Annotated in this window: 11 protein-coding genes and 1 pseudogene; 2 read left to right on the top strand and 10 right to left on the bottom strand. The window is 73.5% G+C overall.

Annotation, left to right across the window (positions count from 1 at the left end):
* Positions 1 to 69: 69 nt before the first annotated feature.
* A complete protein-coding gene (ssuE, locus tag VAB18032_RS11705) occupies positions 70 to 648 on the top strand; it encodes an NADPH-dependent FMN reductase (protein ID WP_013733041.1) in 579 nt (192 codons plus the stop codon).
* Here the strand turns inward: ssuE and VAB18032_RS11710 are convergent, their stop codons facing one another.
* From VAB18032_RS11710 to VAB18032_RS11745, 8 genes are all read right to left on the bottom strand, one after another.
* Positions 649 to 891, bottom strand: coding sequence for a ferredoxin (locus tag VAB18032_RS11710; protein ID WP_013733042.1), 243 nt, complete (start codon positions 889 to 891; stop codon positions 649 to 651).
* Positions 863 to 2,050 (bottom strand): cytochrome P450, encoded by a 1,188-nt coding sequence (locus VAB18032_RS11715; RefSeq protein ID WP_013733043.1) that lies wholly within the window; start codon positions 2,048 to 2,050, stop codon positions 863 to 865. Before VAB18032_RS11715 ends, VAB18032_RS11710 begins: the two co-directional genes overlap by 29 nt.
* A complete protein-coding gene (locus VAB18032_RS11720) occupies positions 2,047 to 3,666 on the bottom strand; it encodes a dipeptide ABC transporter ATP-binding protein (RefSeq protein WP_013733044.1) in 1,620 nt (539 codons plus the stop codon). Before VAB18032_RS11720 ends, VAB18032_RS11715 begins: the two co-directional genes overlap by 4 nt.
* Positions 3,656 to 4,507 (bottom strand): ABC transporter permease, encoded by an 852-nt coding sequence (locus VAB18032_RS11725; RefSeq protein WP_043723878.1) that lies wholly within the window; start codon positions 4,505 to 4,507, stop codon positions 3,656 to 3,658. The genes VAB18032_RS11720 and VAB18032_RS11725 overlap by 11 nt, the downstream gene beginning before the upstream one ends.
* Positions 4,504 to 5,439, bottom strand: coding sequence for an ABC transporter permease (locus VAB18032_RS11730; protein ID WP_013733046.1), 936 nt, complete (start codon positions 5,437 to 5,439; stop codon positions 4,504 to 4,506). Before VAB18032_RS11730 ends, VAB18032_RS11725 begins: the two co-directional genes overlap by 4 nt.
* Positions 5,436 to 7,052, bottom strand: coding sequence for an ABC transporter substrate-binding protein (locus VAB18032_RS11735; protein WP_013733047.1), 1,617 nt, complete (start codon positions 7,050 to 7,052; stop codon positions 5,436 to 5,438). The genes VAB18032_RS11730 and VAB18032_RS11735 overlap by 4 nt, the downstream gene beginning before the upstream one ends.
* Positions 7,053 to 7,139: 87 nt before the next feature.
* Positions 7,140 to 8,147 (bottom strand): LLM class flavin-dependent oxidoreductase, encoded by a 1,008-nt coding sequence (locus VAB18032_RS11740; RefSeq protein WP_013733048.1) that lies wholly within the window; start codon positions 8,145 to 8,147, stop codon positions 7,140 to 7,142.
* A 70-nt stretch (positions 8,148 to 8,217) separates the two neighbouring features.
* The gene (locus VAB18032_RS11745) at positions 8,218 to 9,645 is read right to left on the bottom strand and encodes a DHA2 family efflux MFS transporter permease subunit (RefSeq protein WP_013733049.1); all 1,428 of its coding nucleotides are present in this window, start codon (positions 9,643 to 9,645) and stop codon (positions 8,218 to 8,220) included.
* A gap of 83 nt (positions 9,646 to 9,728) precedes the next feature.
* Between VAB18032_RS11745 and VAB18032_RS11750 the strand changes: the two genes are divergently transcribed.
* Positions 9,729 to 10,421 (top strand): TetR/AcrR family transcriptional regulator, encoded by a 693-nt coding sequence (locus VAB18032_RS11750; RefSeq protein WP_013733050.1) that lies wholly within the window; start codon positions 9,729 to 9,731, stop codon positions 10,419 to 10,421.
* Between the two features lie 68 nt (positions 10,422 to 10,489).
* Here VAB18032_RS11750 and VAB18032_RS33645 read toward each other — a convergent pair whose 3' ends face one another.
* The gene (locus VAB18032_RS33645; protein WP_463014104.1) at positions 10,490 to 10,771 is read right to left on the bottom strand and encodes an acyl carrier protein; all 282 of its coding nucleotides are present in this window, start codon (positions 10,769 to 10,771) and stop codon (positions 10,490 to 10,492) included.
* Between the two features lie 9 nt (positions 10,772 to 10,780).
* Positions 10,781 to 13,450, bottom strand: a pseudogene (locus VAB18032_RS11755) (type I polyketide synthase); the annotation flags it as partial.
* Position 13,451 lies beyond the last annotated feature (1 nt).

The following is a 13,451-nucleotide window of genomic DNA, read 5'->3' on the forward strand; positions in this document are numbered from 1 at the left end:
GTTTCTCGGATGTGCGCTCACGCCGGCTGGGCGAGGATCGCAGGAACCGGCAATCACGAGAGGTCTGGCATGCCCACCGTGCTCTCCGTCTCCGGCAGCCCGTCGGCGACCTCGCGTACCGCTGGCCTGCTTCGTCACCTCGACCGGCAGTTGGTCGCCGACGGGCACGAGGTGATCCCGCTGGACGTGCGGACCCTGCCCGCGCACGTGCTGGTCGGCGCCGACCCACGCCACCCGGCGATCACCGGCGTGGCGGCGCTGGTCGCGGAGGCCGACGGGCTGGTGATCGGCACACCGATCTACAAGGCCGCCTACTCCGGCCTGTTGAAGTGCCTGTTCGACCTGCTGCCGCAGTACGCCCTGGCGGGCAAGACGGTGCTGCCGCTGGCCACCGGTGGCAGCAGGGCCCATGTGCTGGCCATCGACTACGCGCTGCGTCCCGTCCTGACCGCGATGGGCGCGGGGCACGTCCTGCCCGGCTGGTTCACCCTCGACACCGACCTGGTCGTCGGCGACGACGGCACACTTGTCGTCGCGCCGGCTGCCGCCGACGCGCTCTGCGAGGTCGTCGACCGGTTCGCGGCGGCGCTGCACCGCGCGGTGACCAGCGCGCCCCCGGACGGCACGGGGCGGCCGGGAATGCGCTGATCAGTGGGGCGGATCGGCCGTGCCGGTCACGGTGATCGCCTGGGCCGGGCACAGCGCCGCCGCCTCGGTCACCACGGACCGCAGGGAGCCGGGGAGGCTGCCGCGCAACAGCCGGACGGTGCCCTCGTCGGACTGGCCGAAGACCGTCGGGTCGGTCCGCACGCACTGCCCGGCGCCGACGCACCGTGCCGCGTCGATGTTGACGTGGACCGGGTCACCAGGTGACCGGAAGGCGTTGGACACCCTGCACACCCCCCGCCTCCTTGCCGCCCAGCTCCTCGACGGGCACCGCGAGCGCCAGCGTCGGCAGCCGCGTGAACAGACGGGACAGGGCGATCTCCAACTCGGCGCGGGCCAGGTTCGCACCGATGCACTGGTGGGGGCCGTGCCCGAAGGTCACGTGCTGGCGACCGCCACGACGAGGGTCGAAGCGGTCCGGGTCGGGGAACGGGCCCGGGTCCCGGTTGGCCGCCGAGAGAGCGACCACCACCGCGTCGCCGGCGGCGATCCGGACGCCGGCCACCTCGGTGTCGCGGGTGGCGAAGCGGGCCACGCCGTCGGCCACGGCGGTGTGCCGCAGGATCTCCTCCACCACCGCGCCGACTCGCGTCGGGTCGGCGGCGACGGCGCCGCCGTCCTGCTCCAGCAGGAGAGCCACTCCGAGCGCCAACGTGCTGGCCGTGGTCTCGTGCCCCGCCACGAGCAGCAACAGTGCCAGGTCGACCAGGTCAGGGGTCGTGACTGTGCCGGTGGCCACCTGCTCGTCGACGAGCACGTCGAGCATGTCCTCGCCGCCTCTGCCCTTCGTTTCGATCAGACCGAGCAGATAGCGCTTCAGTTGGCCGAAGGCGTCCGCGCTCTCGGCGGCCGTCGAGGTGCCCGCCGCGATGCGCCGGGACTGGTGCTCGAAGAACTCGTGGTCGGCGTACGGGACGCCGAGTAGGCGGCAGATCACGACCGACGGCACCGGGAGCGTGAAGGTCGCAACGAGGTCCACTCCGGGCCCGCGCCGAACCACCTCGTCGAGGAGGGAGTCCACGATCTCGGTGATGGCCGGCCGGAGTGTGGCCACCCGCTTGGCGGTGAAACCGGAGATGAGCATGCGCCGCTGCGCCGTGTGCTCGGGCGGGTCCATCCCGATGAAGTTGCGGACCGCGCGGGCGGCCTCGAACCGCGCGGCGAGCGCCGGGAACGCGGGGTGCTGCCGGTCGGAGGAGAAGGTCGCGGCGTCCAGCAGCACCTGCCGTGCCGTCTCGTGGCCGGTGACCAGCCACGCCGGCCGGCCGTCGTACAGCCGTACGCGGGTCACCGGCCGCTCGTAACCCCCTGCCGGACGATAGGGGCAGGCGCGCCGCTGCGGATACTGCGGCGACGCGGTCGCCGCAGACGGGATCTCGATCATGCGACTCCTTCGGGGTAGGCGGCGTAGGCGTCCCCCGGCCGGGGGAGGGCGGCGATGAGCTGCGCGGTGTAGGGGTGCGTCGGCCGGGCGAAGACCTCGGTCACCGGCCCGCTCTCCACGACCGTCCCGGCCCGCATCACCAGGACCCGGTCCGCCACGTGGTGCACCACCGCGAGGTCGTGGCTGATCAGCACCAGCGCGGTACCCAGGTCGGCGCGGATGTCGGCGAAGAGGTCCAGGATCTGTGCCTGCACCGAGACGTCCAGCGCGGAGACCGGTTCGTCGCACACGATGACCTCCGGGTCGCGGGCGAGCGCGCGGGCGATGGCGACCCGCTGCCGCTGCCCGCCGGACAATGTGCGCGGGTGCCGGTCGGCCATGGCCGGGTCGAGACCGACCTGGTCGAGCAGCTCGCGGACCCGGGCCCGGTCGACCCCCGCCTCGGCGATCAGCCGTCCCACCCGGTAGCGCGGGTCGAACGAGCCGAGCGGGTCCTGCTGCACCCACTGCACGCGGCCCCGCTGCCGCCGCGCCTCCGGCACCCCCGACCAGGGCTGCCCGAACAGCTCGATGGTGCCGGTGTCCGGTTCGAGGAGCCCGAGCAGCAGATGCGCGAGGGTGCTCTTGCCCGAGCCCGACTCGCCGACCACGCCGAGGATCTCACCGGCCGAAAGTGAGAACGACACCTCCGACACGGCCGCGAGCCGTGCCCCGCCCGGCCCGCGGAACGTCTTGGAGACCTCCCGGACCCGCGCCAGGACACCGGACGGACGCGGCGTACGGGTTCGCGCCGGTGTGCTGCGCGGCCCGGCCAGTCGGGCGCCGCGGGCGTGCGCGGAGGGTGTGGCCGCGAGCAACTGCCGGGTGTACGGGTGCTCCGGCGCGCGCAGCACGTCGGTCGTGCAGCCGGTCTCCACGAACTCTCCGTCGCGCATCACCGCGACCCGGTCGGCGAGCCGGGCCACCACGGACAGGTCGTGACTGATCAGCAGCACGGCGGTGCCGGCTGCCTTGCGTGCCGCCAGCAGGTCGAGCAGCTTGGCCTGCAGGGTGACGTCCAGCGCGGTGGTGGGCTCGTCGGCCACCAGCACCGGCGGATCCGCGGCCATCGCGGCGGCGATCAGCGCGCGTTGGCGCAGACCACCGGAGAGCTGCTGCGGGTACTGCCGGGCACGCAGCTCGGGCTGCGGCACCTGGACGTCGGTGAGCAGTCGGTGGACCCGTCGCGCCACCTCACCCCGACGGACCAGACCGTGGTTGCGCGCCGCCTCGGCGACCTCGGCGCCGACGGTACGCAGTGGATCCAGCGCGGTGAGCGCGTCCTGCAACACCAGCCCCACCTGGGCGCCACGTATCCGCCGCCACTCGCGGTCGCCCAGCCTGCTGAGTTCCTGGCCGGACACCACGAGCCGGTCGCTGCGCAGCCGTGCGCCGGGTCCGGTGAGGCCGACCAACGCGCGAGCCACCGTGCTCTTGCCCGACCCGGATTCGCCCACGATGGCCAGGCACTCCCCGGCGCGCAGGTGGAAGTCCACCCCGCGCACGGCGAACACCTCGGCGCGGCCGACGCGGTACGTCACGTGCAGCCCGGCGACGGACACGACCTCATCGTCCACCGGTGCCCCGTCCCTCGAACCGGGCGCGCAGGTCGGCGCCGACGACGTAGCAGGCGATCACCGCGGCGGTGACCACCAGGCCGGGAAACACCGTCAGCCCCCAGGTGCTGTCCAGGTAGTCCCGTCCCTCGGCGAGCATCGAGCCCCACTCCGGCGCGGGTGGCTGCGCGCCCAGGCCGAGGAAGCTCAGCGAGGCGCTGGCCATCAGCGCCGTACCGACGTCCACCGCCGCGAAGGCGAGCACCGGCGGCAGCGCGTTCGGCAGCACGTGACCGAAGAAGATCCCGACCCGGGACCGGCCCATCACCACCGCCGCCGACACGTAGCCCGACCGGCGGACCACCAGCGCCTGCCCCCGGGCCAGGCGCACGTAGCCGGGTACGGCGGCGCAGGCCAGGGCGATGGTGGTGTTCACCGCGCCCGGACCGAGCACGGCGATCACCAGCAGCGCCAGCAGCAGTCCCGGGAACGCCAACAGGATGTCGGTGATCCGCATGAACAGTTCGTCGACGGCTCGCCCGGCGGCGGCGGCCAGCACCCCGAGCAGCGCGCCTGCGGTCACGGCCAGCGTGGTCGCGCCGAGCCCGATGAGCAGCGACATGCGGGTGCCGTACACCACCCGGCTGTAGACGTCACGCCCGAGCTGGTCGGTGCCGAACGGGTGGTGCGGGCTGATCGGCGCGAGCGCCGAGGCGGGGTCGACCGTGTCCGGCGCGGCGGTGGCGAGCAGCGCGGGCCAGGCGGCGGCCAGGGCGAGCAACCCGAGCCCGACCCAGGCCAGCACCAGGGCGGGACGGGCACGGGCCACCGGCGCGGTGACCGGGGTGAGGACGGTCGTCATGCCGCCCACTCCCGCAGCCGGGGGTCGACGACGCGGTACAGCAGGTCGACGACCAGGTTGATCACGGTGAACAGCGCGGCGGCGACCACCACCACGCCGATCACCACCGGCAGGTCGCGGCCGAGGATGGCGGTGACCAGCGTGCGCCCGAGGCCCGGCCGGCTGAACAGCGTCTCCACCACGACCGCGCCGCTGAGCAGCGCCCCCAGGATCCAACCGGACAGGGTGAGCACCGGGATGAGGGCGTGCCGCGCGGCGTGCCGCAGCCGCAGGGCCGTCTCGGTGGTGCCTCGGGCCCGCGCGCTGAGCGCGAAGGGCTCGTCGAGGGCCTGCTCCATGCTCTGCCGCAGCACCTGGGTGAAGATGCCGACCAACCCGATCGCCTGCGTGACGGCCGGCAGCACGAGCCCTTCCAGACCGCCGGCGCCGGCGGCGGGGAAGAGGTGCAGCTGGAACGACAGCACCGCGAGCAGGATGGTGCCCACCCAGAATGTCGGGCTGGAGGCGGTCACGAGTTCCAGCAGGATGCTGACCCGGCGCAGGGTGGGCCGCCGGCCGGCGGTGGCGACCGCGAGTGCCGTCGACACCACCAGCGCGAGCAGCAGGGAGGCGACCGCGAGCTGGACGGTCCAGCCGAGGTCCGCCACGATCACCTCGACGACCGGGCGGCGCAGCTGGTAGGACTCACCCAGGTCGCCGCGCGCGAGGCCACCCAGCATGTGCGCGTACTGGGTGGCCAGCGGCTTGTCGAGGTCGAGGTCGGCGCGGACCTGGGCCACCAGGTCGTCGCTCGGGGCCAGCGTGCCGATCACCGCGCGGACCGGGTCGCCCGGTGCGAGGTGCAGCGCCGCGAACGCCACGGTCGCGGCCCCGAGGACGACCAGGACGGCCAGGGCCAGCTTGCGCGCCAGCCACCGGAGGGCAGGACTCATCCGGCGATCCAGGCACCGGCGAACAGCGGGGTGGCGTTCGCGCCGAATTCGACGCCGTGTACGTGGCGGGCCACCCCGAGCAGGCTGGTGGGCACGTAGACCGGCAGGGAGACGGCGTTCTCGACCACGTACCGCTGCGCGTCGCTGTAGATGCGCTGGCGCTGTGCCGGGTCGAGGGTGCTCACGCCGTCGGTGAGCAGCTTGTCCAGCTCGGGGATGTCGAGGCCGAAGATGTTGCCGCCGCCCTCGGCGAGCGTCGACTTCGTGCCGAAGAAGTAGCGCAAGATGTCCGGGTCGGAGCGGGTGAAGCTGACGTCGAACAGGTCCAGCGCCCGCTTGCCGATCAGGTCGCCGATCGTGCCCTGGTCGACCAGCGTGTACTGGATCTCGATACCCACCTGCTTGGCCTGCGACTGCAGGCCCTGCCCGATCAGGTTCCGTTGGTCGCGTTCCATCGCGGCGGTGTGCGGCCAGCGCAGGGTGAGCCGGCGGCCGTCCTTGAGTCGGTAACCGGCGCTGTCGCGCTGGGTCCACCCCGCCTCGTCCAGCAGGCGGTTCGCCTCGGCCTGGTCGAAGGTGAACGCGTCCCGGGTCGAGTCGTCGTACAGCGGGGTGGCCGGGGTCAGTGGGCTCCACGCGCGCTGGTTCTGCCCGAAGTAGATGCTCTTGACGAGCTGGTCGAGGTCCACCGCCCGACGCAGGGCCTGGCGGACCCGGATGTCGGCCAGGATCGCGTCGCGGGAGGAGTTGAGGAAGATGGTGTACGGGGCCCCGGGGACCTCGGTCTTGAGCAGGTGGGCGCTGCCCTGCACCGTGCGCGCCTTGCTCGCCGGCACGTCGGAGACCTGCACCTGACCGCTGGTCAGCGACCCGAGCCGGACGCTGTCCTCTGCCACGAACGTGATCCGTAGCGTGTCCAGGCGGGCCGGTCCCTGGTGGGTTGCCCCGCTGGGCGACCAGGCGTAGTCGGGGTAGCGGCTCAGGTCGATGCCGACCTTCTTCTCCCACCGGACGAAGCGGAACGGCCCGGAACCGATCGGCTGTTCGCAGAGCCCGTCCTTGTTCTCCCGCAGTGACCGGGGGGACTGGATGCCCAGGTAGGGGGTGCTCAGCGTCTGGAGCAGTGCGGCGTCCGGACGGCTCAGCCGGACGGTGACGGTGGACGCGTCGGTGACCTCGGCGCTGCGGTAGGCGGCCAGCAGGCCCGCCGCGAAGCGGGACTCGGTGGCGGGATCGACGGCGTGGTCCAGGGTGGCCTTCACCGCCGCGGCGTCGAGGGTGGTGCCGTCGTGGAACCGTACTCCCGATCGCAGGTGGAAGGTGTAGGCCCGCCCGTCCGGCGCCGTCTCCCACCGCTCGGCCAGCCAGGGGTGGAAGCTCCCGTCCGGGGCCTGCCGCACGAGCGAGTCGAAGATGTTGCGGTTGATGACGCCGGTGACGTCCCGTGCGCTGACCGCGGGGTCGAGGCAGTCCGGTTCCACGGCGGTGGCGAAGGTCAGGGCGCCGCCCGTGGTGGGCTGGGCGTCGCCGGTCTGGGCCGCGGAGGTGCCGCAGGCCGCGGTGGCGGCGACCAGGAGCAGCAGAATGGCTGTCGAGCGGGTTGTCGTGCGCACGTCGGGAATCTCCTCAGGGCTGTCCGGTGGTGCGCCGCCACTGTGGGTGCCGCGCCTAAAGCTGGCCTAAACCCGCAGGTCGCGCGCCTACACGGCGATGCTGGCCCGGACGGCGTCGGCCAGCAGGGCGTAAGAGCGCACGCGGTCCTCCAGCTCGGGCAGGATGGTCAGCGCCATCAGCTCGTTCGCGCCGGTCTCCGCGTGCAACCGCTGGACCCGCTCGCGCACCGTTTCGGGGCCGCCCACTATCTGGCTGGTGATCCGCTCGGCGACGAAGGCCCGTTCGGCGTCGGTGTACGAGTGCTGCTGAGCCTGCGCCGCGTTCGGAAAGGGGTCCAGTCGACCGACGGTGCGGTGCCCGATCTGACCGAGCAGGTACGGCGCGATCAGCCGCTCGGCGTGCTCGTCGTTCTCGCCGACCACGACCACGGCCGACAGGATCGCGTGCGGATCGGCGAGGTGTGCCGAGGGGCGGAACGACTTCCGGTAGAGCTGCAGCGCGGTGGCGGTGAGGGTCGGGTTGATCTGGTGGGCGAACGCGTACGGCAGCCCGAGCGAGCCGGCCAGGCGGGCGCTGCCGGGGCTGGAGCCCAGGATCCAGACCGGTACCTCGGACTCGGCAGCGGCCACGGCGGTGATCTGCCGGGGACGCGGTGCCGGGCCGAAGTGGTCGATCAGCTCGGCGAGCTCCGTCGGGAACTGGTCGGCGCCGTCGGGTGCCCGGCGCAGGGCACGGGCCGTGGCGGCGTCGGTGCCGGGGGCGCGACCGACCCCGAGGTCGACGCGGCCCGGGTACAGCGCGGCGAGGGTGCCGAACTGCTCGGCGACCACCAGCGGGGGGTGGTTGGGCAGCAGGACCCCGCCGGAGCCCACCCGCAGCGTCGAGGTGGCCGCCAGCAGGGCGCCGACCAGGACGGGAGGCGTGGCGGTGGCCAGGCACGGGGTGTTGTGGTGCTCGGCCACCCAGTAGCGGGTGTAACCGAGCCGCTCGACCTCGACGGCGAGCTGCACGGAGTCGCGCAGGGCGCGCGTCGCCGTGGAGCCGCTCCAGACCGGAACGACGTCGAGGACGGATACGGGCGGTGTGTCGGTCATCGGGGCCTCTCTGGGTGGGTACGGGGCCGGTCGACTCGGGGGCGCCGACCGGCCCCGGGTTTGGGGGTCGTCAGGCCGCGGCGGTCTCCGCATCGGCCGGTGTGGGGGTGACGGGCTGCGGGCGTCCGGGCAGGAACCTGCTGGCCAGTGCGACGATCACGCCACCGGCGACGGTCCACCAGAAGGCTTGGTCGAAGGAGTCGGCGGGCGTCCGGCCGTCGGTGAGGCCGCTCTGCACGATGAGCGCGACCACCGCCACGCCCAACGACGCGCCGATCTGGTTGAGGATGAACAGGGTGCCGGTCGCGCCGCCCACCGCCTCGGGCGCGACGGTGCGGTAGACGGAGCCCATCGTCGGTGCGCCGACGAGGCCGAGGCCGAAGCCGGTCACGAGTTGGGCGGCGGTGAGCAGGACCTGCGAGGTGTCCGGTCCGGCCTGGGTGTAGACGAGGGCGCTGAGCGCGATCAGCAGGGCGCCGGTCGGTACCAGCCGGCGGGGGCCGAAGGTGTCGGCGAGCTTGCCGGCCACCGGCATGCCGACCATCGTGCCCAGCCCGAGCGGTACGAGCAGCAGTCCGGCGGCGAGCACGCCCTGCCCGCGCACCTGCTGGTAGAACAGCGGCAGCAGGAACAACAGCGAGAACAGCATGCCGCCGAGTAGGAACATGGTGAGCACGCTGGAGGTGAAGCCGCTGCTGCGGAACAGGCGCAGGTCGATGAGCGGCTGTGCGGAACGCAGCGCGTGCGCCACGTACGCGGCGACCAGCACCACCCCCACGGCGAGCCCGACGATGACCCGGGTGGCGCCGAACCCGGCCGTGCCGGCCTGCGACAGCGCGTAGATCAGGGCGGCGAAGCCGGGGGAGAGCAGGGCGACACCGATCAGGTCCAGCGGCGGCGCGGCGCCCGGCTCGGGCCGGTCGTCGCGCATGATCAGCAGCGCCAGGGCGATGGCCAGCAGCGCGATCGGCACGTTGACCAGGAAGATCCACTGCCAGGTCAGGTTCTGCAGGATCAGACCGCCGATGATCGGGCCGAGCACCGGTCCCAGGGTGATCGGGATGGAGATCAGGCCCATCGCGCGGCCCATCCGGCTCGGGCCGGCCGCCGTGGCGACCACGGTGAGCATGATGGGTTCGAGCAGGCCGCCGGCGAAGCCCTGGAACACGCGGAAGGCGATCAGGCTGCCCACGTCCCAGGCCAGGGCGCACAGCGCCGAGGCAACCAGGAAGAGGGTCAGCGCGGCCAGCCACACGCGGCGCGCGCCGAAGCGGGCCACCGCCCACCCGGCGAGCGGGATGGCGACGGCCACGGCGAGCAGGTAACCGGTGGCGACCCACGAGATCGTGCCCAGTGTGGCGTCGAAGTGAGCGGTCAGCGTCTCGACGCTCACGTTGATGATCGTGGCGTCGAAGTAGGACATCACCCCGCCGAGGACCATGACGCCGAGCAGGCGAAGCAGTGGGCCGTCGATGCGGTCGGATGGGGATTGGGTCATGGCCGTCTCCGGTTTTTGTCGGGCCGGTTCGATAGATTGAACTGATCAGTTCAGTTCGGCGCACTGCACGGTAACATGGCCGAATGACTGAGCGCGACACCCGAAACGCACCGCGCGGCAGGTTGGACAAGCGGCAGGCGATCATCGCCGCGGCCCTGCGCGTGTTCGCCCGCGAGGGCTACGGCCAGGCCAGCCTGGACACCATCGCGGCCGAGGCCGGGGTGGCGAAGCCGACCATCTACAACCACCTGGGCGGCAAGGAGAACCTGTTCCGGCACGTCCTCGCCGAGATTGCCGCGCGGTCGAACGCCAAGACCCTCGCAGCTCTCCAGACGTTCCCCACCGACCCTCAGGAGCTGCGCGACCACCTCAACACCGTCGGCCTGCGGCTGGCCGAATGCTTCGTCGACGAGCAGTCCTCGGCGCTGCGCCGGCTGCTGCACGCAGAGATCGCGCGCTTTCCCGACCTGTTCGACGTCGTGCTCGACAGCGGGCCGAACCAGGCCACCGAGGCGCTCGCGGGCCGGCTTGCACGGCTGGCCAACGCCGGCTACCTGACGATCGAGGACCCGATCCGCGCCGCCCGCCAATTCGTCGCCCTGCTGACCGACGAGCTGCCCGCGATGACCGCGCTCGGCACCCGCCCGATCAACCCGGACGACCTGGAACGCGCGGTGACCGCCGGGGTGGACACGTTCCTGCGGGCCTTCGCCACACCGACCGACGCCCCGGCCGACCCGCCCGCGCGCGAGGCGGTCGGGCCGCTGCCAGGCTGAGCCCCGGCGGGCCGCGCCGACCCGGCCGGGGCTGGTCGCCCGCCCCGGCCGCGTCCCGGGCCGCGGGCTCACGTCCGCGCGGCCCGTACGGCCCGCAGGTGCTCCGCCAGCGCGGCAGGGGTGGGGTGTTCGAACAGCGCCAGCGGCGACAGTTCCAGGCCGGTGCCCTCGCAGAGCCGGTTGCGCACCTCCAGCGCGGTGAACGACGACAGCCCGATCTCCACGAAGTTGTCGTCCGGGCCCACCGATTCCGGCGTGTCGTGGCCCAGCACCGCCGCCGCGTGCGTGCGGACCAGGTCGAGCAACCGCTCCTCGTGTGGCGTCGACTCCCGCGGCGGCTCGTCGGCCACCGGCGGCGGGGCGGTGGGCGCCGGGCCGGTCGGCGGGGACACCCAGTAGCGGCGGTGCTCGAAGGGGTACGTGGGCAGCGGCACCGCCGCCGTCCGCTCGTCGTGGAACGCCCGCCAGTCCACCCGAGCGCCGGTGACGTGGCTCGCCGCCAGCGCCCGGACGACGGTCAACGCCTCGGACTCGTCGCGGCGCAGGGTCGCCACGACGGGTGTCCCAGGGGCGTTCTCGCCGGCCAGGGCAGCCAGCACCGCGTCCGGGCCGACCTCCACGAAACGGCGTACGCCCGCCGAGGTGAGCGCGGACACGCCGGCGGCGAAGCGGACCTCCTGGCGCACGTGCCGCACCCAGTGCTCGGCGGTGAACGCCTCGACGACCGTGCCGGTCAGGTTCGACACGACCGGGATGCTCGGCGGGTGGTGGCGTACGCCGGCGGCGACCGCGCGGAACCCGTCCAGCACCCCGTCCAGGTGCGGGCTGTGGAAGGCGTGGCTGACCCGCAATCGCGACGTCCGGTGCCCGGTGGCCGCCCAGTGGGCCGCGACCTCCTGCACCGCACCGGCATCGCCGGAGACGACTGTCGAGCGGGGGCCGTTCACCGCCGCGACGGACACCTCGTGCTCGCGGCCGGCGAGGCTGGCCCGTACCTCGTCGGCGGCGGCCCGGATCGCAACCATGGCGCCCTCGGCCGGGGCCGCCTGCATGGCCGCACCCCGCGCCGCGACCAGCGCGACGGCGTCGGGCAGGTCGAGGACCCCCGCGACGTGCGCCGCGACCAGTTCGCCGAGCGAGTGACCGAGCAGCAGGTCCGGCCGCAGACCCCAGCCGCCCAGCAAGCGGACCAGGGCCACCTCCAGGGTGAACAACGCGGGCTGGGCGTACTCGGTGCGCAGCAGCAGGTCCTCGTCGGCCAGCACGCGGTCCAGGGGCTGGTCCAGGTGCCGGTCGACCTCGTCGGCGACCTCCCGCCAGGCGTCGCGGAAGGCAGGGAAGACCCGCCGCAGCTCGGTACCCATGCCGACGCGCTGGCTGCCCTGCCCGGAGAAGAGGAAGGCGGTGGGTCCCCGTACCGCCCGTCCCGGTGTCGTCTCCCCGGCGGCCAGCGCGTCGAGACCGCGCAGCAGGCCGTCGTGGTCGGCCGCCACCACGGCCGCCCGCCGGTCGAACGCGGTGCGGGTGGTGGCCAGCGCGACCGCCACGTCCAGCGGGTCGTGCGACGCGACGGCGAACCGTTGGCGTAGGCGCGCGGCCTGCGCGCGCAGCGCGCTGTCGGTCTTGGCGCCGAGCAGCCAGGCGACCGGGTGGGCGGAGGGCGTGGGCGGCGTGGGCGGCGGCTCCGGGTCGCCCTCCTCGATGAGCACGTGGGCGTTGGTGCCGCTGATGCCGAACGACGACACCCCCGCCACCCGGCGGCGTTTCCCGCGCGGCCACGGCTGCTCCTCGGTGAGCAGCCGTACCTTCCCCGCCGCCCAGTCGACGTGCGGAGTGGGCTCGTCGACGTGCAGGGTGCGCGGCAGGCGCTCGTGGCGCAGGGCTTCGATCACCTTGATCACCCCGGCCACACCGGCGGCGGTCTGGGTGTGCCCGATGTTGGACTTCACCGAACCCAGCCACAGCGGCTCGGCGCGGTCCTGACCGTAGGTGGCGAGCAGGGCCGCCGCCTCGATGGGGTCGCCCAACCGGGTGCCGGTGCCGTGCGCCTCCACATGGTCCACGTCGGACGGTCGCAGGCCCGCGTCGGCCAGCGCGGCGCGGATCACCTCCTCCTGCGCGGGGCCGCTCGGCGCGGTCAGCCCGTTGGACGCGCCGTCCTGGTTCACCGCCGAGCCGCGCAGCACCGCGAGCACGCGCCGGTGGTGGCGCCGGGCGTCGGCCAGGCGTTCCAGCACGAGCACCCCGACCCCCTCGGCGAAACCCGTTCCGTCGGCCGCCGCCGCGAACGCCTTGCACCGGGCGTCGGGCGAGAGCCCGCCCTGGGTGACGAACTCCGCCAGCAACGCCGGGGTGGCCATGACCGTGGCCCCGCCGGCCAGCGCGAGATCGCACTCGCCCCGGCGCAGCGCCTGCGCCGCCAGGTGCAGGGCCACCAGCGACGACGAGCAGGCGGTGTCCAGGGTGACCGCCGGGCCGCGCAGCCCCAGCAGATAGGCGATCCGGCCGGACGCCACGCTGGTGGCCGTGCCGGTCATGAGGTGGCCGTTGAGCTCCGGTGGGGTGCCGTACGCGGCGTAGTTCTGCGACACCAGGCCCGCGTACACCCCGGTGGCGCTGCCGCGCAGGGTGGTCGGGTCGATGCCGGCGCGCTCCACCGCCTCCCACGACGACTCCAGCAGCAGCCGGTGCTGCGGGTCCATGGCGGTGGCCTCGTGCGGGCCGATACCGAAGAACGCGGCGTCGAAGCCGGCCGCGTCGGACAGGAACCCGCCCAGCGGGCGGTGCGCGGGCGCGTCGGCGTACACCTCATGCACCGCCCAACCCCGGTCGGTGGGGACGTCGCCGATGGCGTCGACACCGTCGACCACGACGCGCCACAGGTCCTCGGGGGAGTGGACGTCGCCGGGCAGCCGGCAGGCGGCCGAGACGATCGCGATCGGTTCGCGTTCCGCCCTCGCCCTGGCGAGTTGGGCCTTGGTCTCCTGCAGCTCACCGGTGACCCACTTCAGGTACTCGACGAGCTTCTCC

The organism is Micromonospora maris AB-18-032 (genome assembly GCF_000204155.1).
Lineage (GTDB): Bacteria > Actinomycetota > Actinomycetes > Mycobacteriales > Micromonosporaceae > Micromonospora > Micromonospora gifhornensis.

Coding starts and splice junctions, on each gene's coding strand:
- ssuE (WP_013733041.1), top strand. CDS start 70: ATGCCCACCGTGCTCTCCGTCTCCGGCAGCCCGTCGGCGACCTCGCGT.
- VAB18032_RS11715 (WP_013733043.1), bottom strand. CDS start 2,050: ATGATCGAGATCCCGTCTGCGGCGACCGCGTCGCCGCAGTATCCGCAG.
- VAB18032_RS11725 (WP_043723878.1), bottom strand. CDS start 4,507: ATGACGACCGTCCTCACCCCGGTCACCGCGCCGGTGGCCCGTGCCCGT.
- VAB18032_RS11730 (WP_013733046.1), bottom strand. CDS start 5,439: ATGAGTCCTGCCCTCCGGTGGCTGGCGCGCAAGCTGGCCCTGGCCGTC.
- VAB18032_RS11740 (WP_013733048.1), bottom strand. CDS start 8,147: ATGACCGACACACCGCCCGTATCCGTCCTCGACGTCGTTCCGGTCTGG.
- VAB18032_RS11745 (WP_013733049.1), bottom strand. CDS start 9,645: ATGACCCAATCCCCATCCGACCGCATCGACGGCCCACTGCTTCGCCTG.
- VAB18032_RS11750 (WP_013733050.1), top strand. CDS start 9,729: ATGACTGAGCGCGACACCCGAAACGCACCGCGCGGCAGGTTGGACAAG.